The sequence below is a fragment of the Enterococcus eurekensis genome (assembly GCF_042654605.1).
GTDB classification, from domain to species: Bacteria; Bacillota; Bacilli; order Lactobacillales; family Enterococcaceae; genus Enterococcus_I; species Enterococcus_I eurekensis.
On sequence record NZ_JBHSGT010000020.1, the window covers coordinates 125,388 to 146,468 of the forward strand.

The window sequence follows — 21,081 nt, forward strand, 5'->3', positions numbered from 1 at the left end:
TAATCAAAAAAACTCTGACGAAAGTCAGAGTTTTTTTGATGCAAGTTCACGCATCCGGATTTTACCATCTTGGCACATCGATAACAATGGACAATCAGCGCATTTGGGTGCTCGTGCTGTACAATGATAACGTCCAAAGAAAATCATCGTATGGTGCATCTTTACCCAGTCTTCTTTTGGTACTTTACGCATCAATGTTTCTTCGACCTCTAACACTGAAGCATTTAAACGACAAATTCTTAAACGTTTGGAAACACGTTCTACGTGCGTATCTACAGCAATTGCCGGAATATCAAACGCATCCCCTAAGACGACGTTCGCAGTTTTACGTCCAACACCTGCTAAAGTCATTAAACCTTCTCTCGTTTGAGGAATCACGCCTCCAAAATCATCAATGATTTGTCGCGCACATTGCTTAATGTTTTTAGCTTTATTACGATACAAACCAATCGTTTTGATTTTCTCCATAATAATTTCAATGGGTGCTTCTGCTAACTTTTCAGCTGTTGGAAAATCTGCAAATAAACTCGGTGTCACTTTATTAACCGAAACATCCGTTGCTTGCGCACTTAAAATCACAGCAATCAATAATTGAAAAGGCGTTTCGTGATCAAGTTCTCCGTAAGCATTTGGAAAAAGTTTATACATCTCTTCTAGAGCTATACGCGTTTTTTCAACACTAATCATATAAGTACTATTCCTCTTCTAACCAATTATGTAAAGAAACTTTTGGAAGTGCTTTGGTTGTTTTTTCTTCCTTTTGCATCATCTGACGTTTACGTTTTTGCTGTTCTTCCTTAACTTGCGAGCTCGTCCGGATATTTTTACGTTCCCATGACAACAAAATTCGATCAACGTAATTCAAACTATAGACTTGATTCAACACAGCTTCACGTAAAGCTAATTGGATTAACTCTACTTGATACTGGTCTTCTTCAAGCCATTGCCCAATCCGCTGATATTCCATTGGAGACAATGGTCTTGCAAATTCCGCTTCAAAACTTTGATAGAGCTGTCCAATTTTATCTTGTTCATTCTTCATTTCAACTGATTTTTTTTGTTGATTCAAATATTGAGATAATCGTTGATAAATAGGTGTTAAATCATAAGAGTCATCCATCATTCCATGCTGATCTTTCAAAGAAACAATTTGTACGCACTGTTTTTCAACTAATTGATTTAATAAATAATAAATTTCTTTTTGCGAGAAATTCATTTGTTGAGCAATTTGACTTAAATCCGGGAAATGATTACCTGATTCATAATATCGATGTAATTGTAACCAGAGCAAAAACTCTTCATTCGACAAGCCGATTTGACGGTAATGTTCTAAAATTAAATTAGAAATCGTTGTCTGCCCTTTTTTTAAAAATTCTTCTAATCCAATCAACCTTTATTCCTCTTTTCTTTAATCACAGTTTCCACGAATTTCATTAAAAAAGGGAACTTATCAAAAGTTCCCAAGTTGTGATTATTTATTCGAAACATCTGCGATTATTTCAATCTCAACTAATACGTCTTTTGGTAAACGAGCGACTTCAACAGCTGATCTTGCAGGTAACATTTCACCAAACAATGTTCCGTAAACGCCGTTAAACGCTACAAAGTCATCCATGTTTTTTAAGAAGCAAGTTGTTTTTACGATGGCATCCGCAGTAATTCCTACTTCCGCTAAAATGGCAGAAATGTTCTTCACAACTTGTTTTGTTTGTTCTTCAATTGTATCTCCAACAATTTCACCTGTTTCAGGGTGCAAAGGTATTTGACCAGAGGCAAATAAAAAACCGTTTGCTATACGTCCTTGAACATAAGGCCCAATTGCTTTTGGTGCTTGATCTGTTTGAATAGTTTTCATTGTATCGCTCCTTTAATTTATGATTCTATTTGTTGACATGCGGGGCAGAGCCCATAAATCTCTAAACGATGACTATGTACCTGATAATTCGTTAACTGTGCCGCAGCCATCTCGACGTCGTCTAATTTGGGATAGAAGAAATCAGATACTTTCCCACAGTTTTGACAAATCACATGGTAATGGGGATCCACCGAAAAATCATAGCGGCTCGACGAACTGCCGTAATTCATTTCTCTTAGAAAACCGATTTCTGTAAATAATTTTAAATTATTATAAACCGTCGCCACACTAATCCCAGGAAATTTTTCTTCGATTGCCCGATAAACATCCTCTGCTGTCGGGTGATTTTGAACTTCTGTTAAAAATTCTAAAATCGCAATTCTCTGTGGTGTAATTCGAACATTCTCTTTTTTTAAATAGGTTAATGCATCATCAAAGGTCGCCATAGCTTCCCTCCTTTTTCACTGAATCCTCTGTTTCAATCATACTATGAGTTCGATGATTTATCTAGCAAAAAAACTCTAATATTTCCTTACAACAAGGAAACATCAGAGCTTTTAAAAATGTTTAAAGTGATTTAAATGTTTCAACAACATTTTCCGTTGTAAAGCCAAATTCAGCTAGCACTTTATCACCAGGAGCTGAAGCACCAAAATGATCAATTGCAATGACTTTCCCATGACATTTTGTATAACGATCCCAACCAAATGGTGATCCCGCTTCAATTGCCACACGTTTTTTAACTGCTTTTGGTAAAACAGATTCTTTGTATTCCGCTGTTTGCGCTTCAAATAACTCCATGCTTGGCATTGAAACAACCGATACATCGATACCTTCAGCTGATAATGCTTTTTGAGCTTCTGTTGCTAGATAAACTTCTGAACCTGTTGCAATTAAGATACCTGCTGGCGTTTCACCTTTTTGAGCTGAAACAACATACGCACCTTTTGCAACGTTATCATCCGCCATTTCTTTTGTACCTTCAATAACAGGTAAGTTTTGACGACTTAAAACTAAAACAGTTGGTTTTGTTTTTGAAGTCATTGCTAATTTCCAAGCCGCACGCGTTTCGTTCCCGTCAGCTGGACGAATGACTTGTAAATTTGGAATGCTACGTAAGCTTGATAATTGTTCAACTGGTTCATGTGTTGGCCCATCTTCTCCAACGGCAACAGAGTCATGTGTTAACACGTATGTCACTGGTGTACCTTGGATAGCCGCTAAACGAACAGCTGGTCTTAAATAATCGACAAAGACGAAGAACGTTCCACCATAAACACGAGTACCACCATGTAATTGAATCCCGTTCATTGCTGCTGCCATTGCAAATTCACGAACACCAAACCAAATGTTACGGCCTTCATATTGTCCTGGCTCAAAATCTTTTTCTGCTGCTACCATTGTGTTGTTTGAACCTGATAAATCGGCTGAACCTCCCCATAGGCTAGGAACTGCAGCTGATAATGCTTGGATCATCTCTTTACTTGATACACGACTCGCTTGACTTGTACCCACTTCATAAGTTGGTAAGTTATCTGCCCACTCACTTGGTAATTCATCTGCAAACGCTTGTCTAAATTGTGCAGCTAATTCTGGGTATGCCCCTTCATATTGCGCAAATAATTGGTTCCACTCTGCTTCAACAGCTTCGCCACGATCGTTGATTGCTTCTTTGAAACGTGCTTGAACTTCCTCAGGCACTGTAAATTCTGGATATTCCCAGCCATAAACACCTTTAGCGACATCACTACCTGCAACGCCTAATGGTGCTCCATGAACAGAAGATGTGCCTTCATTTGGCGCTCCAAAACCAATTACCGTTTTAATTTCAATTAAAGTTGGTTTATTTTTTTCTGCTTTCGCTTCATCAATTGCTTTTGAAATCGCCGCTAGATCTGTTCCATCTTTAACTAAAATATGTTGCCAACCGTAGGCTTCATAACGCGCACCGACATTTTCTGTAAAGGCTTTTGATGTTGGTCCATCTAAAGAGATGTCATTTGAATCATATAAAACGATTAACTTATCTAATTTTAAATGCCCTGCCATTGAAGAAGCTTCTTGTGAAACACCTTCCATTAAGTCACCATCACCACAAAGTGCGTACGTATAGTGATCAACAATTGGGAAACCTTCTTGATTATAAGTCGCACTTAAATGAGCTTCTGACATAGCCATCCCAACAGCCATCGCAATTCCTTGTCCTAAAGGTCCTGTCGTTGCTTCAACACCATCTGTATGGTGTACTTCTGGATGTCCCGGTGTACGGCTATCCCATTGACGGAAGTTTTTCAAGTCTTCAATCGTTACATCATAACCTGAAGTATGTAGTAAACTATATAATAATGCAGAACCATGGCCTGCTGATAAAACAAAACGATCACGATCTACCCAATTTCTTGAAGTTTTTGGATTTACTTTTAAATGTTTTGTCCATAATGCATAAGCCATTGGTGCTGCTCCCATTGGCAATCCCGGGTGACCTGAATTGGCTTTTTGTACCATATCAATACTTAATGTACGTAATGTATTAACACCTAACTCATCGATTTTATCAAACAAAGTGAAGCCCTCCTATTTAGGTTTTTTTTACCTTTATTCTTTTATCATTATAAAATACTTAAGGACAATTATCAACCTTTTTTCAACTTCTTGCTCTCAATTACTCTTTATCGCGGTTATGAAGTCCTTTTTCTCTTTGGATTTCTTTTAGCTTATCTGGTGTTACATCATTGCCTAAAGGATCAACAACTTTCATGCCTTCAATATGGTGTTTCATTCCTCCGCGAAAAGCACTTAAATACTCTTGACGTAATAAATGTTGTTCTTTTGTCTCAAACGGCGTTAGCCCTTCACTTTTTTTCTTGCGGGCTAATTCATTGATGCGATTTAATTTTTCTTTTGATAACATACTTCCACTCCTCTCATCTGCTTTATCTTATACAAAATTATCAAAAAAAACAATAAGAACACACGTAAGCGAACATCTGTTTGATTCCGCTGTCTCTTTATGTTAAAATAGGGATAATTAGATGAAAGAAGGTGCGAACCTTGACAAAAAAAACCGAAAGCAGACAACTTGAAGTCTTGCGCTTTATTCATCAACGCGTGTTAGCTAAAGGATATCCTCCAACTGTACGTGAAATTGGCGAAGCGGTGCAACTCTCTTCTACTTCGACCGTTCATGGACATTTGTCTCGTTTAGAAAAAAAGGGATTCATTCAAAGAGACCCTACAAAACCACGTGCAATTGAATTAACGGCGTTAGGACTTGAAACAGTTGGTGCGGAACAAAAAAATATTCCTTTGCTCGGGGTTGTTACCGCGGGTGAACCGATTCTAGCAGTTGAAGAAGCTTCAGACTTCTTTCCTATTCCACCGCATTTAGAAAATAGTGAAAGCCAACATTTCATGTTGACGATTTCTGGCGAAAGTATGATTAACGCTGGCATACTTGATGGCGATCAAGTTATTATTCGTAAACAAGATTATGCTTCAAATGGCGACATTGTCATTGCAATGACTGATGAAAATGAAGCCACTTGTAAGAGATTTTATAAAGAACAAAATTATATCCGACTACAACCTGAAAACGACTATATGGAACCTATTATTTTACCCAACGTTCAAATCCTTGGTCTAGTTGTTGGTCTCTATCGCAATTTATACTAATTTATACTTTGGAATCTTTTACTTTTAAAGATTCCAAAGTTTTTTTATTTTACTCTTTACAAAGCGAACAAACATTCGTATAATAGAGACACGAACAAACGTTCTATTTAAATAAGGAGTGGATCAGTATGAAAGCAGTACGTCGTTTTGGTTTATTAATTGGGGTTTTATTAACAGGAATAATAATTGGTAATTTTGGAACGCTGATCGCTTGCCTGGTACTAGGTCCGTTACTCGCTTTATGGTTAATTCTATGGGATGACAAAAATTCAAAACAAGCAAAAAACAAACAACAATATTATTCATCTGAAGTCGATTATTACTATGCAGATGACTATTACTATGAATAAATTAAAAACGAGAAATGCCGAAGTCCATTCAGCATTTCTCGTTTTTTTAATATTCCATTAAAGTGAAGATATCGTAACCTTTAATTTTGTCACGACCATTTAAATCTTTTAATTCAATCAAAAAGGCACAACCGACTACGATACCGCCTAATTTTTCAATTAGTTCGATACTAGCTTTCACTGTACCACCAGTTGCTAATAAGTCATCACATAATAAAACACGTTGTCCAGGTTTAATCGCATCTGCATGAATCGTTAGCGTATCTGAACCGTATTCTAAATCATATGAAACTTCAATTGTTTCACGAGGTAATTTACCAGGTTTACGAACAGGGGCAAATCCAACGCCTGACTCATATGCGACCGGACAGCCTACGATAAAGCCACGCGCTTCTGGTCCGACTACCATATCAATTTCTTTTTCTTTCGCGTAATCAACAATTTGTTGAGTCGCATAGCGATAAGCTTCACCATCAGCCATCAATGGTGAAATATCACGAAATGTTACGCCTTCTTTCGGATAATTTGGGATACTTGCAATATAATCTTTTAAATTCATTATTGTCCTCCTACTGACTAGAAATCCATTTCTTAATTGTCTCTAAATCACTCATCACTAAAAATTCTTCATTCTTAATTAATTGTTGTCTCTTTTGATATAAGAGACTCTCACTTAAAGATCGATTCATTGGATTTTCCAAACTATTTAAAATACCATTGTCTATTGTAACAAATTTTAACTCTAAAAACACCTGAACCATGAAAATCAATAAACTTTTAGGAATTTTAGTATATTGAGCAACTGCATCTAATTTGTAACGGACATCCAACGTTTTTTGTGTCTTGATTAGTTTAAAAAGCTTTCCGTATTGCTCTCTTGAACCGATTCCATTCAGGTAGGCCTCCTCTGGCGTTTGCGCCATGAGATAAATCCTCGAAACTCGGCTCATTTTTAAAATTTGCTTCATCCAATCAAGCTCATGTGGGACATCGACAAAAACAAGTTGCATCGTTTTGAACGATTCATCAAAAGTCTTTTCAAAATCTTGGAATTGTTCTACATAAATCACGGGTTGATTCGTCTGTTGCGAAAAGACTTTGTAAAGTTTTTTACTGAATGTAATATAAATAGTTGGTTCAGTAAAATTTAGTTGTTGATGATGCTTTTTCCCGCGAAAATCAAACAACTGAAAAGAAGTAATTTGATAATCTTGCAATTGAATCTGCGGAACAGATTTTCCATTCCACTCATTAATTGTCAATTCGCCGACTAAACTAACATCATCGGTCGTAATCTCTTGTTGTTCTGGCCCGAAATTAAAGCCGATACCTTCTAATTGTTGACCGGTTTGATTTGTCATCGTGAATTTCAAATGCTTTTGCTCAGCCCCGATGCTCCGGCTATCTGGAATTTTTACATGTTCAAATAAAAATCGTGGAACAGGATTATGCATCCCAAAAGGCGCTAAGACTTTTAATGATTTAATTAAAGCTAAATCCACTTCACCCACATCAAGACTGCCGTCAATCATCAAAGGAATTCCTTTGCTTAAATCAATTTGTTCATCAATAATGTATTGGTCACAAGCCTGTCTTAAAGTTTCTAATTGATCGATTGAGAAACTTAAACCTACCGCTGCGTGATGTCCACCAAAAGTGGTCAGTAGCTCTTGATTATGTGACAACATTTGGAACATATTTAAACTTTCCGTACTACGTCCAGAACCTTTTAAAAGACTACCATTCTTAGTCGTCAAAGCGATTGTTGGTTTACCAGTAACTTGTAACACTCGACCGGCCACGATTCCTAAGATCCCTTCATGCCAATCTTCTCCTACAAGTAAATGAACATGGTGACTGTTATCTACTTGCTCTAAGGCTTCTTTTGTTGCCCGTTCAACGAAATCTTTTCTCTCTTGATTAATTTCATCAAAAGATTGCGCAAGCGACTTTGCCTCTTCTTCATCAAACGTTGTTAACAGCTCTATTGCTGGATTTGGATCGCCAAGTCTACCAATGGCATTCAAACGTGGTGCAATCGAAAAGCCGATTGTCGTTTCATCTAAATCTCTCATCTTGCTTCCACTAACTGCTAGCAGTTGACTAATTCCTAAACGTTCACCTTGTTTCATCTGTTCTAATCCCCAAATGACCATCGCACGATTCTCATCGGTTAAAGAAACCATATCAGCAATTGTTCCAATTGCAACAAGATCGAGTAATTCCATTGGGATATCTTCTAAAAGTGCCCAAGCCAGTTTAAATGCTACACCGACACCGGCTAGTTCACCAAAAGGATACGTGCCTTCAGGGTGTCGCGGATGAATAATTCCATAGGCATCTGGTAAGATATTTGGTAACTCGTGATGATCAGTCACAATAACATCAACACCTTGACTATTTGCATAGGCAATCGCTTCATGGCCAGAAACACCGTTGTCAACGGTGACAATCAACTGAATGCCTGAATCAATCCACTCTTTATATCTTTCAACATTTGGACCATAACCATCCGTAAAGCGATTAGGCAAGTAAGTTTCGACTTGTGCGCCAAGTAGCTCAAAAGTTTCTTTCATTACCGTTGTGCTCGTGATTCCATCGGCGTCATAGTCACCATAGATTAAAATACGTTCACCTGAAACAACCGCTTCATGAATACGTTCCACGACTTTTTCCATATCATGTAATAAAAAAGGATCATGTAATTGTGATTCTGAAGGGTTCATAAAAGCTTGTATCGCATCTAGTGTTCGTAAATTTCGATTCCACAACAAACGAATAAGTACGGGCGATAAATTAAGTTGTTTAAGCTCCTCTAAAAAAGAAGCGGGTATTTCCTCAGTAGCTGGCATTTGCCAATCAAATTTTGATAACTTCACTTGATCACTCCTAACTTTCCAATTATAGCAAAAAAAACATAAAAAAAGAAGAGCAGTCACTGTTGCGACTTGCTCTTGTAGTCAAATCAATTGATTAATACATCTGATCGCGTTCTTCTTCAAAAAGCTGTTCTTCATAGGCTTGTTGTTCTTTTTGATCAACTTCACTAGAAGCGAGGTAGGCTGCTACGCGAATCGAAACTTCATCTTCAATTTTTGCTTCTAATTCATCTTTTTCTTTCTTCAATTGTTTAATTGTCTTTTTTTGTTTCCACAAAATACTTGTCATTAATAAAGAAATCAGTACAGCGCCCATAAAAATAGCTCCAAAAATAATGATAATCAAAGGTGTTGAAAATTCTCCAAAGCCTAACTGAACAGGTACGACTACCGTATTCATCGCTGCAAAAACGATGATTACTAACGATAGTAACAACCCAACAAATAATTGCCATTGCTGTTTCATCGCGAGTTCCTCCTTACTTTTTATTAAAAATACCACCGGCTAAATAATCACCAATTCTTGGAAAGAGCGTATAAAACTGAGCCGCCATCGCCATAATTTTCGGACGATTAATTTCTCTTTTTGGATAACTCATATTGCGAACAATCTCTTTTGCTAACTTACTAGCATCTAATATGAATAAATCAACATTAGATAAATAATCGCCTGATGGATCCGCCAAATCAAAAAAGTTTGTTTCGATTGGTCCCGGATTAACAGTTGTCACATGAATATTAAATGGTTTTAATTCTAAGCGTAAAGCATTCGAAAAACCAATGACCGCAAATTTTGTTGCCGAATAGATTGTTGATTTCGGTGTGGCCATTTTACCGGCCATTGAAGCTAAGTTAATAATATGACCAGATTCTCTCGGTAACATCTCGATTACTAAAGCTTGCGTCAAATACATCATTCCAAATAGGTTCACTTCAAACATTTTGCGTGCCTGTTCAAAATCAACCGACACAAAATCTTCAAACGTTCCAAAACCTGCATTATTGACTAAGATATCGACTGAACCGACCGTCTCCTTAACGGTTTGAACAAGGGCTTGAATACTGTCTGGATTCGTCATATCGACAGGAAATGCATAGGCTTTATTTTGACTTAACATTTCACATTTCTTCTTTACTTCTTCAAGTAATTCTATACGTCTAGCACTTGCAATGACAACTGCCCCTTGCTTCGCCGCTTCATAACAAATTTGTTCACCTAAGCCGGTTGAACCGCCTGTCACAAGTACTACTTTATTCTTTAATTTCAACTGACGTTTCCTTCTTTCTTAACGGGATATCGTAACAATCAAAATCTTTGACTACACGGACATTTTCAAAAATTTCGCGTGCTTCATTCCGTAAATTTTCAACATCTTTGCCTAAATAACGGGCACTAATATGCGTTAATAACAAACGTTTAGCTTTTGCAGCTTTTGCTACTTCCGCCGCCTGATGGGTAGTTGAATGGAAGTAGGCTCTCGCTAGTTTTGCTTCATTTTTATTAAAGGTACTTTCATGAACAAGAACATCGGCATTCATCGCTAACTCAACTGATTGCACTGTTTTACGTGTATCACCCAAAATCGTTACAATTCGTCCCTTAACCGTTTCCCCAATGAAATCTTTTCCGTTAATCACACGACCATCTTCCAATGTTACCGTTTGCCCATTTTTAATTTTTCCATATACGGGCCCTGGTTTAATTCCAAGTTCAGCTAACTTTTCAACTTGTAACTCTCCAATGTGATCCGCTTCGACCACTCGATAGCCATAACTATCCACGCCATGATCTAATTTTTTACAAAAAACCGAAAATTTGGCATCTTTAAAAATCAAACCATCTTCATTCACTTCGACAAATTTCAAAGGATATTTTAAATGAGTCTTAGAAATACGTAAAGACGTTCGAACCCATTCTTCAACTCCTTTTGGACCATAAATTTCTAACGGTTCAATCCCTTCTTGAAAAGAACGACTACTGATTAAGCCTGGAAGCCCAAAAATATGATCGCCATGCAAATGAGTAATAAAAATTTTTTCGATTTTACGTGGCCGAATGCTCGTTTTTAAAATTTGAAGTTGTGTACCTTCCCCACAATCAAAAAGCCAAACAGCATTGCATTCATCTAATAATTTTAAAGCGACACTACTTACGTTCCGGTGTTTTGCCGGAACCCCCGCGCCGGTACCTAAAAATTCTAATTCCATATATCTCTATCCTTCTTAGTTATTCTCTTCTTCATTTGGCTTTTCTTCGTGATTGACCAAATCTCCATATGCCTTTTCACTTGCTAGTTCTTGTGCTTGTTGCATCTTATCCAATTCTTCTTCAACATCTTCATAATCGAAGCGATACAAGTTACCACCGAGATCATACATAATTAATTGGTTTAATGGACGATTATCATCTTCTGTCGCAATCAAAATTAAACCTGTTTTTCCTTCACTAATTTCTTTACCTAATAATTCAAAAATCGTATTGGCTTTCTTGACTTCTTGTGCATCTTTGGAAGCTCCAAACATGCTACCGCCAAACCATCCAAGTAAAATTCCCATAGGACCGGCAAGTATGCCAACTAGCATTCCAATTGTTCCTGCTTTTGATGTCTTATTCGCGCCAGTAAAGTCTAGAAAATCTTCAATTAAAAACTGATGGTCCCCACCTTCAGAATGGGTAACTACTGCCATTTGTTCCCCTTTAATCTGTTTTGCTAAATGAGCTTTTTTAACTTTAGAAAATGCTTCGTATGCTTGTGAGTTATATTCGAAATTTGCTACAATAATTCGCTTAGTCATTTGATTACCTCTCTTCATCCTTTACTCTAATAGTACCAATAAACAAGGTAAAAGGACATAAAAAAACGTAGTATCTGACAAAAAATTCAGATACTACGTAAGCTTATTCTATAAACTCGAATTCAAATGCACCAATTCGGACGATATCGCCATCTTTGGCCCCACGAGCACGTAATGCTTCATCGACACCCATTGCTCTTAATTGGCGAGCAAAGCGCATAATTGTTTCATCATGACCAAAGTTCGTCATTTCAAACAATTTCTCTAACTTCTCACCTGTTAAGACCCATGAAGTATCTGGTAAACGTTGAATATCAAATTCTGGTTCGTCTTCCACAAAGTTGTATTCAACCACATCTTCTTCAATCTCTTCATCATATAGCAAGAACTCTGGTGTGACTTCAAGTAAATCAGCTGTGGCGCTTAACAAGGCTTCAATCCCTTTACGAGTTACCCCAGAAATAGGAAAAACTTGAATAGGCTCTGCAAACTCATCTTCTTGCTCTTTTGCTAATTTTTCTTTAAAGATTTTTAAGTTTTCCTCTGCATCAGGCATATCCATTTTATTGGCAACAATAATTTGCGGGCGTTCTAATAAGCGTAAGTTATGCGATTGTAACTCGTTATTAATCGTTAAATAATCTTCATACGGGTCGCGACCTTCCATCCCACTCATATCAATTACATGCAGGATTACGCGTGTTCGTTCAATATGACGTAAGAATTGCGTCCCTAAACCAACACCTTGTGAAGCCCCTTCAATTAATCCGGGTAAGTCAGCTACAACATAACTACGGCCATCTGGAATGTGAACCATTCCTAGGTTTGGTACGAGTGTTGTAAAATGATAAGCACCGATTTTCGGGCGTGCTGAAGAAACAACTGAAAGTAAGGTTGATTTACCTACTGACGGGAAACCAACTAATCCCACATCTGCTAACACCTTTAATTCTAATTCAATTCGACGTTCTTGCCCCGGTTCACCCATCTCAGCAATTTCTGGCGCTGGATTTTTTGGTGAAGCAAAACGAATATTTCCGCGACCGCCACGACCGCCTTTGGCAACAACTAATGTATCACCGTGTTCAATTAAATCGCCTAGTAATGCACCTGTATCAGCGTCTCTTACCGTTGTTCCTTGTGGGACTTTGACATAAGTATCCTCAGAACCACGGCCGTGCATCCCTTTACTCATACCATTTTCACCAGGTTGTGCACGGAATTGGCGATTGAAACGAAAATCCATCAATGTACGTAAACCCTCATCAACGATGAAAATAATCGAACCACCTTTACCTCCGTCACCACCAGCTGGACCACCATCTGGAACATATTTCTCTCTACGAAAAGCAACCATTCCATCTCCGCCTTTACCGGCTTTGGCTTCAATCGTTACTTGATCTAAAAACATGGACATATTTTGTCCTCCTATCTATCTACTACTTAACATTCAGCACAAAAGTCTTATTTATTGTACCTACCAAAGTCTCATTTGTCTATCATTTCGTGATGATAATTGCTTTTTTCCTTATCAAACTCTCATAAGTTAACATAATATTAAATTTGTAAACTTTTTCAATGAATGCAATTCGCATTTGATTACACGCAATTAGTAAATCATAAATTCAAAAAAAGAACTGCAACGATTGTCACAGCTTCTCCTTTACTATTTAACTTCAATTAATTTAAAGCTTGACCATGGTTTTAAGAATTCTAACAAGAAAAGCTCGTCTTCCGAGATACGACCCACCACGTTCACACGTCCGTCGTTTTTCATCTCTTTTAAGGCAATTTGTGTTTCACCTTTGTATTGACCATAACCAACATTATCAATCAAGACATCGCCACGAACGATGTCTCTTGTTGTATGCGCTGGGAATTCTCTATCTTTGTAATATACACGCGTCATTGTTGAACGCAACATATAAGCGGAACGGTCCCCGCGGTAACTATGCATATTATCAAACAAACAAACACGTTCATTTTCAGTAATGTCTTCCCCTGGAACCACTTTAATAATTGGATATGGTGATTGGAAAGCTTCAGCCATCGCTTTTAGTTCTTCTTCTGAAGCATAAGCGTTACCAACTGAAATATCATCAATCAAACCTGTCAACATCAAATGTTTGACTTGAGTCCCAATTTCTAATTCACGATGGTCTTCTAACGAACACAAACCATCTTGTGTCGGCCACGGTCCAAATGTTGCAGCATGCGAATTGACAAATGCCATCGTATTTAAATTGTATTTACGGAATTTTTCAGAACAAGCAACAAAGTGATTGTACTCTAATCCTGTATAACGATGCGGATAAAAATTATGTGAACCTAGTAAATTAGCCGTGTTTGGTGAATAAGTCATAATATTATCGACATAACTTGTTCCTTGACTCATATTAATTTCAATTTTGATATTGTATGGGTTACGCGTCATACGGGCTTCCTCTGATCCAGTAAAGCCTAAATCTAAACGGACACCATAAGCTCCCATTTCATCAAAGAAAGATAAATCGTCATATGAAATGCCTAATTGTGTAAACAGGTCCGGGTTAATATCAACCATAACTTCCATTTCTAATGAATTTGCATAGTCTACTACTTGTTTAAATTCAGCAAGCACTTTATCTTTGTCTTCGGTAATTTGTAACAAGCTAGTAAATACACGTTTAAATCCGTATTTATGTGCTAAATCTAAATACGCTTTGTCCTTTTCAAAAGTTGAACGTTCTGGATAAATCGAAATTCCTAATTTTCCCATTGTGTAACTGCCCCCTATCATTCATTATAATCTTTGGTTACAATGCAATTATAGCAAAGCGCTTCCCGAAGGTCTATCTTTTCTCGTTTTTACTTTTACTCCCTGTTCAATTTTATGCTTTTTTGTTATGATAAAGAAGATCTGAAAAAGAAAGGACTTACAAATTTAATGAAAATCAAAAATTTAGCAATTCTATCTACAACAATTATCACAGCTTTTGCATTGGCAGCTTGTTCTCCTAGCGCAAATGGGACTGTTGAAAGTTCTGAAACAGCTTCTTCATCTGTCGACCTAAGCCAAGTTGAATTACCGCAATTAGAGACAGAAGTTCAAGAAAATGAAAGTGTCGTTGAAATAACAACTTCTAAGGGAAACATCACCGTTAAATTATTCCCTGAAATCGCACCAAAAGCAGTTGAAAACTTTATTACCCATGCGAAAGATGGCTACTATGAAGGGACTTCTTTCCACCGTGTGATTGAAGAATTCATGATCCAAGGTGGCGATCCAAAAGGTAATGGTAGTGGCGGTGAAAGTATTTGGGGTGATGGTTTTTCTGTTGAAATCTCAAAACAACTTTATCATATTCGCGGTGCCCTTTCGATGGCTCGCGCTCAAGCACTTGATAGCCAAGGAAGCCAATTCTTTATTGTTCAAAATACTCAAGATATGACAAAAGACTTAGCGATTCAATTCACACCTGAAAGAATCATTGAAACTTATAAAAATGGTGGTGCTCCTAGTTTAGATGGTAACTACACTGTCTTTGGTCAAGTCATTGAAGGCATGGACGTTGTCGATGCCATTGCCAAAGTCGAAACGGATGCAAACGATCTACCTAAAGAAGAAGTAACAATCGAAAGCATGAAAGTCTTGCAAGAAGCAAAATAATAAAAAGCACGTGTCACTCTTTATAATAGAGAGCACGTGCTTTTTTGGACTCAATTGAAAATGACAATCATTAAAACAATTACAATAAGCCAAAAACCCTTAAAACACTGGGTTTGTGACTTATTTATTTTATAAACTTCTTATTTGGCTTGTTTCTGTTCTCCGACTATGAACGTAAACTCACATTCGGCAACAACTTTACCATCCACAGTTGCAATCGCATCCGCTGTTCCAACAGGTCCTTTAACTTTAATAATTTCAAAAGACAGTTTCATTGTATCTCCTGGAACCACTTTTTGACGGAATTTTGCTCGGTTAATTGCACCAATGTAAGCCGTGCGTCCTAAGAATTCTTCTGATTTCAAAATTAAAATTGATCCCGCTTGCGCTAACGTTTCTAAAATTAAAGCTCCTGGCATCACTGGATTTCCCGGGAAATGCCCTTGAAAGAAATCTTCGTTAATTGTGACATTTTTTGTTGCTATAATTTTTTTCCCTGGTTCAATTTCATCTACATAATCGATATAAATAATTGGAAAACGGTTAGGAATTAAGTCCATGACTTCCGTTTCAGTTAAAAACTTTTTCATCAAGTTCCCTCTTTTCGATAATTTAAAAGATTGTATTACTTTGATTATCAAAGTATCATATTTTCGTCAAATTAGCAACTTCAGATAAAAAATAATAAATTTAGTTTGACAATCAAACAATTATCGACAATAATAAGAAATCATGAGTGTGATTCACGGAATGACTTATTAAAAAAATTATTGATGTAACTATAAGGAGTGGAATTATGAGTTTTCTAGCAGGTAAAAAAATCGTTGTCATGGGTGTTGCCAACAAACGCAGTATTGCATGGGGGTGTGCCCAAGCTTTGCGTGACCAAGGTGCTGAAGTTATTTACACTTACCAAAGTGAGCGAATGAAAAAACCTTTGGAAAAATTATTGAATGGCAATGAGTTTTTAGTTGAATGTGATGTAGCAAGTGACGACAGTATTGAGCGTGCTTTTGAAAAAATCAAAGAATACGCTGGAGAAATTCATGGGGTCGTTCATGCAGTTGCCTATGCAAATAAAGAAGATCTCCAAGGTGAAGTAACTGAAATTTCACGTGAAGGCTATGCACTGGCCCAAGATATTAGTGCCTACTCACTGATAGCAGTCACTCGTTTTGCTCAACCAATTTTAGCTGAAAATAGTGGTATTGTTACTTTGACTTATTTAGGTGCAGAACGTGCTGTACCAAACTACAATATGATGGGTATTGCTAAAGCCGCTTTAGAATCAGCTGTCCGTTATTTAGCTGCTGATCTATCACCTAAAAAAATCCGCGTTAATGGTATCTCAGCTGGTGCAATTAAAACATTAGCCGTTACTGGTGTTAAAGATTATCAAAAATTAATTCAATTATCTGAAGATCGTACGCCCGACCATATAGGTGTAACCATTGAAGAAGTAGGAAACGCTTGTGCGTTTCTGATTAGTCCGCTTTCTAGTGGCATTATTGGGGAAGTTATCTTTGTTGATAAAGGCGTTCACCTTTCTTAATCAGAATTAAAGAAGCTGATTCATAAGTTTCTAAATACCAAATGATTCATTTTTCTTAAAATCAATTGCTCTTATCCTACCTTCCTTGATACAATAGATAAGAAGATTTGGAGGGACAATATGATTAATCAATTAACAACAAATTCGGGGGAATTACCAATTGTCGAACCGACTGTCCAACAATTAAATGCGATTCAACGTTGGTGGAGTAATATCGACTGGGAAGGCTTAATCGCCTTAATAATTCAAAAAGCGATTGCAATTGCTTTACTTATTTTACTTTTTATCGTTTTGACGAAAATTGCGAATTTCTCAATCAAACAGATGTTTAAAAATTACCAACGGACTAAAACTACTGAAGTCCGTTTAACGACCTTAAAAACACTTGTCTTAAACGTTACGTACTACACCTTAGCCTTTTTCTTTATTTATGCCTTACTTTCGATTCTGGGTGTTCCTGTGGGCTCATTGCTAGCAGGAGCCGGAATTGCTGGTTTAGCTATTGGTTTGGGTGCGCAAGGCTTTACAAATGACTTGTTGACCGGTTTTTTCATTATTTTTGAGCAACAAATTGACGTAGGTGACTACATAACATTAGCCAACTTAAATATTGAAGGAACCGTTACTCAAGTTGGCCTACGCTTGTTGCAAATTCGATCAATCGACGGAACCGTTCATTTCATCCCGAATCGGAATATTACAACAGTTAGCAACCACTCCAGAGAAGCCATGCGTGTAATTGTTGATGTCCGAATCATTCCCTCTGAGGGAATCGAGGGGATTCGAGAAGCGATTACGCGGGCTAATAAAAAGATTGCAGAGACTTACGCAGAAGATTTACAGACACAACCAATTATTTTTGGAGTGGTCGATTTAGGTAATAGCAACTATGCAATCCGTACGACAATGTATGTGGAAAATGGTAAACAAGCCAGCGTTCAACAAGAATTACTAACCTTATCTATTTTTGAATTAACAGCAGCAGGCTATACAATACCCAACACACCTATTGTTATCAAATAAGACAAAAACAGCGAAGCATGTGCTCCGCTGTTTTTGTCTTATTTTTTTACTTGTTCTACTTTTTTCGGTTCTAATGTGTAGCGTCGCTCTAATTCATGAACTAAATGATTCACTGACTTCAATACTTCTTTTCGAGTAATGATTCCGCGAAAAACATTTTCCTCATTTACTACAGGTAAAAACGAACCATTGACTAATAAATGTAAAATATCTTCAAGATCTTCTTCATGTTGAATCGTAGGTACATTGACCTCCATCACGTCAGCTACGGTTAAACCTTCTAATAAACGATATTCAAATCCTGTTAGCCCCATCATCTTATTGACAATGTCAGATAAGCCAATTAAACCAACTAAATGGTCTTCGGTATCTAAAACAGGAATTTTCGCATAGCCGACCTTAGATAAGATTAATAAAGCATGTTCTAAAGGATGACTATATAGTAAGGTTGCAACGTTTTCTGCCGGCACAATAAAATTTTCCTGAGTTTCTTTTAGTAATTCTTCCGTATATTTCCCAATCACGATTGTTCACTCCGTCTTCTGGCTCTTCTTTTATTTTTTAAATTCAAAAGTCAATTCTGGTAGAATCGTAAAATCAGCTCGATAATATTGAACTTTCCAAGCATCTTCTGTACTTTCAACAATACAATAACTTTTTTCTTGAATCATACCTCTCGGTTGCGCGATACTGCCTGGATTTAAAAACAAAGTATTCCCGACTTTTTCACAACCAATCATATGGGTATGACCAAAAAAGACGAGATTCGCTTTTTCTTCTAACGCTTTTAAGCTCAAACGATGCAGACCGAAACGAACATCATAAAGGTGTCCGTGGGTTACCAAAATACGATCTAGCGGGGTCGCAATTGTCAATGACGTTTGATACCCACTATCGTAATCACAATTTCCCGTTACAACATGTACGCCTTGCCACAAAGGATCGCTTGATGGCAACTCAGAATCACCACAATGAATCATTTCATCGACTTCATTTTTATAATGAGCAAATAATTGTTCGATTATTTGACGGTTCCCATGGTTGTCACTCACGATTAAATACTTCATTTACTCCCCACTTTCGAGCCAATTTTGCCACTCATTTTGTAATTTTTTCAATGCTAAACCGCGATGACTTATCTGATTTTTTTCTTCATTTGATAGCTCTGCTGCTGTTTTATCCATTCCATCAACGATAAATAATGGATCATAGCCAAAGCCATTATCACCACGAGGTATCCGGCCAATTCGACCACGCCATTTAGCTTCTACAACTAAACTTTGTTTTTTAGGTGCAGCAAAAACTAAAGTACAATGGAATTGAGCGCCCCTTTTTTCGTCCGGTACATCCGTCAATTCGTAGAGTAATTTGGCATTATTTGAACCATCATTTTTATGTTTACCCGCAAAACGAGCTGAATAAATTCCTGGTAGTCCACCTAAAGCGTCAACTTCTAAACCAGAATCGTCGGCTAAGACGGGCATTTGCAAAATATTTGCAATCGTTTCAGCTTTCAAACGGGCATTTTCCTCAAAAGTACGCCCTGTTTCTTTGACATCTGGTAAATCCGGAAAATCTTTTAACGTTTTAATTGCATATCCTGCATCAGCAAACATTTTTTCAAATTCTTTAGCCTTACCAGGATTTCCAGTTGCTATCATAATCGTTTGATTGTCTGATAGAAGCTCATGTTTGGTTGTGTATAACGCTTCTTTTTGTTTAACGATTAATTCTTCAATTGCTGCTTTTCCAAGCGCTAGCATTTGATTTAATTCTTCGACACTAAAAGTAGTCTCTTCGCCCGTTCCTTGAATCTCAACAAACGCGCCGCTTTCAGTCATCACTAAGTTCATATCAACATTGGCTTGACTATCTTCATCATAATCCAAATCAACAACTCGGGTACCATCAGCTAAAATCCCTGCACTAATGGCTGCTAGATGCTCCTTAATTGGGTCTTCTGATAACTCATTGGTTTGTAATAGCTTGTCGATTGCTAGGCGTAACGCAACAAAGGCACCCGTGATACTAGCCGTTCTTGTACCACCATCGGCTTGTAACACATCACAATCTACTACAATGCTTCTTTCGCCTAATTTTTCTAAATCGACAACCGAGCGTAATGCACGACCAATTAGACGTTGAATTTCCATCGTCCGACCGGTTAACTTGCCTTTATTGGCTTCACGGCGATTACGTGTATTGGTTGCACGCGGCAACATGCTATATTCGGCCGTTACCCAACCGGTACCACTTCCTCTTAAAAATGGTGGTACATTTGCTTCTAAAGTGGCTGAACAAACAACAATTGTATCACCAAATGAAATAACCACCGAACCTTCCGGATGTTTGTATACGTGTGTTTCGATTGTAACTTCTCTCAATTGTTGATTATTTCTTCCATCATGTCTCATCTACATCTCTCCTAATTGAATATGTTGCGATTTCACATCGGTTCGTTCTAACCATTTATTTGCAATTTCATCAAACATTTTTGTTGAACCTGTGGTGTAACAAGCCAATTTCCCAGGTTTCGGGGTATTCAAACTAACAATGTTAAAGTAATCTAAAAGCATGCTCACTTCAGAAATCGTTTCAGCGCCGGAATCGACCAATTGCACGTCTTTTCCCATTACATTTTGGATAATTGGACGTAATAACGGATAATGTGTGCACCCTAGAATCAATGTATCAATTTTTTTGTTTTGTAATGGTCGTAATGTTTCAGCCACAATTTTTTTTGCTATTGGTGAATGAGTCTGATTACTTTCAACCAAGGGGACAAATTTTGGACAAGCTAAACTAAAAACATTGGCACTGGCTACTCGGCTCATTATTGCCGTTTCATAAGATTTACTGTTCACCGTACCAATCGTTCCGATGATGCCTATTTGTTGGCTTTTCGTCGCTTTAACGGCTGCACGAGTTCCAGAAGCAATCACGCCAATTACTGGAATTGGTAACGCTTGGTTAATCTCCTCTAGTGCAACTGCTGTAGCGGTGTTACAAGCAATTACAAGCATTTTTATATTTTGTTTCATTAAAAAGCGAGTCATTTCCCAAGTATACTGAACTACTTGTTCAGCCGGACGCGGGCCATATGGACATCGCGCGGTATCCCCTAAATAAATCATATTCTCATTTGGTAGTTGTTTCATCGCTTCTTTGATGACGGTTAAGCCACCAACACCAGAATCAATGAAGCCTATCGGTTGCGTATTATTCATTCGATACTTCCTTCTTATTCACTCTATCGATACTATTCTCACCTTTTTTAATGTTTTTTTCAAGAGTTCTTACTTATT

Annotated in this window: 24 protein-coding genes; 5 read left to right on the forward strand and 19 right to left on the reverse strand. The window is 37.4% G+C overall.

Annotation, left to right across the window (positions count from 1 at the left end; translation table 11 throughout):
- Positions 1-24 precede the first annotated feature (24 nt).
- From nth to ACFO3L_RS03725, 6 genes are all read right to left on the reverse strand, one after another.
- Positions 25-687: an endonuclease III gene (nth, locus tag ACFO3L_RS03700; protein WP_379963959.1), complete on the reverse strand. Its 663-nt coding sequence runs from the start codon at positions 685-687 to the stop codon at positions 25-27.
- Positions 688-694: 7 nt separating this feature from the next.
- Positions 695-1,390: a DnaD domain protein gene (locus ACFO3L_RS03705; protein ID WP_379963961.1), complete on the reverse strand. Its 696-nt coding sequence runs from the start codon at positions 1,388-1,390 to the stop codon at positions 695-697.
- Between the two features lie 81 nt (positions 1,391-1,471).
- On the reverse strand, positions 1,472-1,855 hold the full coding sequence (locus ACFO3L_RS03710; RefSeq protein WP_379963963.1) for a RidA family protein: 384 nt from the start codon (positions 1,853-1,855) through the stop codon (positions 1,472-1,474).
- Positions 1,856-1,872: 17 nt separating this feature from the next.
- Entirely contained in the window at positions 1,873-2,301 is a 429-nt protein-coding gene (locus ACFO3L_RS03715; RefSeq protein ID WP_379963965.1) for a Fur family transcriptional regulator, read from the reverse strand.
- Between the two features lie 121 nt (positions 2,302-2,422).
- Positions 2,423-4,417: a transketolase gene (gene tkt / locus ACFO3L_RS03720; protein WP_379963967.1), complete on the reverse strand. Its 1,995-nt coding sequence runs from the start codon at positions 4,415-4,417 to the stop codon at positions 2,423-2,425.
- 100 nt (positions 4,418-4,517) lie between these two features.
- Complete coding sequence (locus tag ACFO3L_RS03725; protein ID WP_379963969.1) at positions 4,518-4,766, reverse strand: DUF896 family protein; 249 nt, start codon at positions 4,764-4,766, stop codon at positions 4,518-4,520.
- Between the two features lie 140 nt (positions 4,767-4,906).
- Between ACFO3L_RS03725 and lexA the strand changes: the two genes are divergently transcribed.
- Both lexA and ACFO3L_RS03735 read left to right on the forward strand, forming a co-directional pair.
- The gene (lexA, locus tag ACFO3L_RS03730; RefSeq protein WP_379963971.1) at positions 4,907-5,527 is read left to right on the forward strand and encodes a transcriptional repressor LexA; all 621 of its coding nucleotides are present in this window, start codon (positions 4,907-4,909) and stop codon (positions 5,525-5,527) included.
- Positions 5,528-5,655: 128 nt separating this feature from the next.
- Positions 5,656-5,877: a hypothetical protein gene (locus ACFO3L_RS03735; RefSeq protein ID WP_379963973.1), complete on the forward strand. Its 222-nt coding sequence runs from the start codon at positions 5,656-5,658 to the stop codon at positions 5,875-5,877.
- 46 nt (positions 5,878-5,923) lie between these two features.
- Here ACFO3L_RS03735 and ACFO3L_RS03740 read toward each other — a convergent pair whose 3' ends face one another.
- The 8 genes from ACFO3L_RS03740 to ACFO3L_RS03775 all read right to left on the reverse strand — a co-directional run bounded on the left by ACFO3L_RS03740 (position 5,924) and on the right by ACFO3L_RS03775 (position 14,310).
- On the reverse strand, positions 5,924-6,436 hold the full coding sequence (locus ACFO3L_RS03740; protein ID WP_379963975.1) for an adenine phosphoribosyltransferase: 513 nt from the start codon (positions 6,434-6,436) through the stop codon (positions 5,924-5,926).
- A gap of 10 nt (positions 6,437-6,446) precedes the next feature.
- Positions 6,447-8,756, reverse strand: coding sequence for a single-stranded-DNA-specific exonuclease RecJ (gene recJ / locus ACFO3L_RS03745; protein ID WP_379963977.1), 2,310 nt, complete (start codon positions 8,754-8,756; stop codon positions 6,447-6,449).
- Between the two features lie 94 nt (positions 8,757-8,850).
- Positions 8,851-9,222: a LapA family protein gene (locus ACFO3L_RS03750; RefSeq protein ID WP_379963979.1), complete on the reverse strand. Its 372-nt coding sequence runs from the start codon at positions 9,220-9,222 to the stop codon at positions 8,851-8,853.
- A 13-nt stretch (positions 9,223-9,235) separates the two neighbouring features.
- Positions 9,236-10,024: an SDR family NAD(P)-dependent oxidoreductase gene (locus ACFO3L_RS03755; protein ID WP_379963981.1), complete on the reverse strand. Its 789-nt coding sequence runs from the start codon at positions 10,022-10,024 to the stop codon at positions 9,236-9,238.
- A complete protein-coding gene (rnz, locus tag ACFO3L_RS03760) occupies positions 10,008-10,964 on the reverse strand; it encodes a ribonuclease Z (protein WP_379963983.1) in 957 nt (318 codons plus the stop codon). The genes ACFO3L_RS03755 and rnz overlap by 17 nt, the downstream gene beginning before the upstream one ends.
- Before the next feature lie 15 nt (positions 10,965-10,979).
- Entirely contained in the window at positions 10,980-11,552 is a 573-nt protein-coding gene (locus ACFO3L_RS03765) for a DUF1269 domain-containing protein (protein ID WP_379963985.1), read from the reverse strand.
- A gap of 103 nt (positions 11,553-11,655) precedes the next feature.
- Positions 11,656-12,969: a GTPase ObgE gene (gene obgE / locus ACFO3L_RS03770; RefSeq protein WP_379963987.1), complete on the reverse strand. Its 1,314-nt coding sequence runs from the start codon at positions 12,967-12,969 to the stop codon at positions 11,656-11,658.
- Between the two features lie 249 nt (positions 12,970-13,218).
- A complete protein-coding gene (locus tag ACFO3L_RS03775; protein WP_379963989.1) occupies positions 13,219-14,310 on the reverse strand; it encodes a DUF871 domain-containing protein in 1,092 nt (363 codons plus the stop codon).
- Positions 14,311-14,478: 168 nt separating this feature from the next.
- On the opposite strand from ACFO3L_RS03775, the gene ACFO3L_RS03780 reads away from it, so the two are divergent.
- Positions 14,479-15,201, forward strand: a complete 723-nt coding sequence (locus ACFO3L_RS03780; protein ID WP_379963991.1) for a peptidylprolyl isomerase — start codon at positions 14,479-14,481, stop codon at positions 15,199-15,201.
- 140 nt (positions 15,202-15,341) lie between these two features.
- On the opposite strand, the gene fabZ is transcribed toward ACFO3L_RS03780, so the two are convergent.
- On the reverse strand, positions 15,342-15,791 hold the full coding sequence (fabZ, locus tag ACFO3L_RS03785) for a 3-hydroxyacyl-ACP dehydratase FabZ (protein ID WP_379963993.1): 450 nt from the start codon (positions 15,789-15,791) through the stop codon (positions 15,342-15,344).
- A gap of 206 nt (positions 15,792-15,997) precedes the next feature.
- Here fabZ and fabI point away from each other — a divergent pair, with 206 nt between their 5' ends.
- Positions 15,998-16,753 (forward strand): enoyl-ACP reductase FabI, encoded by a 756-nt coding sequence (gene fabI / locus ACFO3L_RS03790; protein ID WP_379963995.1) that lies wholly within the window; start codon positions 15,998-16,000, stop codon positions 16,751-16,753.
- A 120-nt stretch (positions 16,754-16,873) separates the two neighbouring features.
- On the forward strand, positions 16,874-17,776 hold the full coding sequence (locus ACFO3L_RS03795) for a mechanosensitive ion channel family protein (protein WP_379963997.1): 903 nt from the start codon (positions 16,874-16,876) through the stop codon (positions 17,774-17,776).
- A 38-nt stretch (positions 17,777-17,814) separates the two neighbouring features.
- On the opposite strand, the gene cbpB is transcribed toward ACFO3L_RS03795, so the two are convergent.
- Genes cbpB through racE form a run of 4 tightly spaced genes read right to left on the reverse strand, consistent with a single transcriptional unit; the run spans position 17,815 to position 21,003 of the window.
- Positions 17,815-18,300, reverse strand: a complete 486-nt coding sequence (gene cbpB, locus ACFO3L_RS03800) for a cyclic-di-AMP-binding protein CbpB (RefSeq protein WP_379963999.1) — start codon at positions 18,298-18,300, stop codon at positions 17,815-17,817.
- Between the two features lie 30 nt (positions 18,301-18,330).
- Positions 18,331-18,843 carry a metallophosphoesterase gene (locus ACFO3L_RS03805; RefSeq protein ID WP_379964001.1) on the reverse strand — a complete coding sequence of 171 codons (513 nt, stop codon included), beginning with the start codon at positions 18,841-18,843 and terminating at the stop codon, positions 18,331-18,333.
- A complete protein-coding gene (gene rph, locus ACFO3L_RS03810; RefSeq protein ID WP_379964003.1) occupies positions 18,844-20,190 on the reverse strand; it encodes a ribonuclease PH in 1,347 nt (448 codons plus the stop codon).
- A complete protein-coding gene (gene racE, locus ACFO3L_RS03815; RefSeq protein ID WP_379964005.1) occupies positions 20,191-21,003 on the reverse strand; it encodes a glutamate racemase in 813 nt (270 codons plus the stop codon).
- Positions 21,004-21,081 lie beyond the last annotated feature (78 nt).